Annotated in this window: 4 protein-coding genes; all 4 read right to left on the bottom strand. The window is 41.3% G+C overall.

Annotation, left to right across the window (positions count from 1 at the left end):
* Positions 1-360: 360 nt before the first annotated feature.
* Positions 361-549 carry a hypothetical protein gene (locus WAM07_RS04555; RefSeq protein ID WP_422165158.1) on the bottom strand — a complete coding sequence of 63 codons (189 nt, stop codon included), beginning with the start codon at positions 547-549 and terminating at the stop codon, positions 361-363.
* A 67-nt stretch (positions 550-616) separates the two neighbouring features.
* On the bottom strand, positions 617-934 hold the full coding sequence (locus tag WAM07_RS04550) for a hypothetical protein (RefSeq protein ID WP_422165156.1): 318 nt from the start codon (positions 932-934) through the stop codon (positions 617-619).
* Between the two features lie 22 nt (positions 935-956).
* Complete coding sequence (locus tag WAM07_RS04545; RefSeq protein ID WP_422165154.1) at positions 957-1,145, bottom strand: helix-turn-helix transcriptional regulator; 189 nt, start codon at positions 1,143-1,145, stop codon at positions 957-959.
* Positions 1,146-1,272: 127 nt separating this feature from the next.
* The coding region (locus WAM07_RS04540; protein WP_422165152.1) for a VOC family protein at positions 1,273-1,624 on the bottom strand (352 nt) is incomplete at its 5' end.

Here is a 1,624-nt window from a genome sequence, read left to right as displayed (position 1 = left end):
GGCATGAACTGCAAGACATTAATCAACTGGAAAACCCGCATTTGATTTACCCGGATCAGAAAATTGTACTTGAGGAAGATGAATAGAACTATGAAGGGTGGGGGCCTGCCTCAACGAAAATGCCGCTCTACCGTAAGTTCGTACGGAATGGAGCGGTTCAGTACGGCGGGTTTAAAATCTTCTATAATAAAGATGAATCTGTCTAAACTTCGGAAGAGGTCCTGACGCTTGATTCTAATCCCGCGATTATTAATGATCAGTAAGAAAAGCAGCCATGGAGGGAAAACCTCAATGGCTGCTTTCTATTTTATCCGATTTAAAATCATTACTGAGGCTGGTCCCACGCTTATCTATGTATCCTCAGTTAGACAAAACGTTTCCAAGTAAGCCGACAAGAATCATGAGTATGATTCCCCCAAATAGAAAATAACCGATCAATCGTATGGGTAGCGGGAGTTTGCCTTCACTTGGTTTAGGATATCCTTCGATTTTCTGCTGATGGTCTATCGCGTCATTAAATGGTTCATGATCTTCCTTATGATCAGACACTCGATCAGCTCCAATCCCTATATTTTCGACATTCTTACGTGGCGAGTTGAAGTTATGCGCCAACAGCCTATGCGCTTACTTTTCTGCCATTTATTATATAAAATATGATATAGCTTACCAGCAGGATAGCTAAGTAAAATAGTTCAGGATATTGCATTTGGAAACCCTCTAAGCGCGGATCCCCGACATTAAAGAAATCGAATAGGAAATTTGAAAGTAGAAAAAGGATCAGAGTAGCCCAGCTTTGCACGACTGCTTTTTGTTTGATCCACTCTTTGCGCTCGTCTTCTTTTGGTTTAAATATGAAGTCTTTACTGCCGGATAACCATCCTACAACGGCAAGCCATATAAGGGGCACCACTAGGTTTGTTAAAAATAGACTCATTAATTTTTTCCCTCCTGCTTATTTATGGTGAAAATATTTGATCCACGGTGGTTCCTAAATGCTTAGCAATATTAAAAGCGAGCTGTAAACTCGGGTCATACTTATTGTTTTCAATAGCGTTTATCGTCTGCCGGCTCACATGGCAGAGAGAAGCGAGTTTTCCCTGGGAAACACCTAATCTTTCTCTTAAGATCTTTATATCATTTTTCAAATTCTTATCATTCCTTTTTGCTATAGGTGTCAAATATGTTTTACAGTTTGATGGTAATAAAAACCAACGCAGGTGTCAAATACTTTTGACACCTGCGCTGGTTCAATACAATAGGGCTTCAATCAATTCAAAAGGCTAAAACCATTCGATTTCCTGATGGATCGCTGGTGACCAGTTGCTCATCAACCATCTCAGTCCCATATCCAAGCTGCTTTAAGCGCTTCGCAGCATGATCTCTTTTAGCTTGATTAGGAAACAGTAAGGTATATTGCTTCAGACCGGTATTTTGATCGGAAGCAGGCGGGGTGTCTGTACCTTGCCACGTATTCAAACCCAGGTGGTGATGGTATCTATTCGAAGATAGGAACAAAGCCTGGTTCAATTGATCGGAAGTGATCTCGAAGCCTAAGCCATCACAATAGAAATGGCGGGCCTGGTCTAAGTCGTGAACGTGAAGGTGGATATGTCCCATAATGGTT

This window comes from Halobacillus sp. (assembly GCF_049282395.1).
Taxonomy (GTDB): domain Bacteria; phylum Bacillota; class Bacilli; order Bacillales; family Halobacillaceae; genus Halobacillus.
Note: the sequence above shows the minus strand (reverse complement) of the source record. Positions and strands in the feature narration are given on the sequence as shown.

Excerpts from the sequence above, each read along its gene's own strand:
- WAM07_RS04550 (WP_422165156.1), bottom strand. The coding sequence starts at position 934 with ATGAGTCTATTTTTAACAAACCTAGTGGTGCCCCTTATATGGCTTGCC.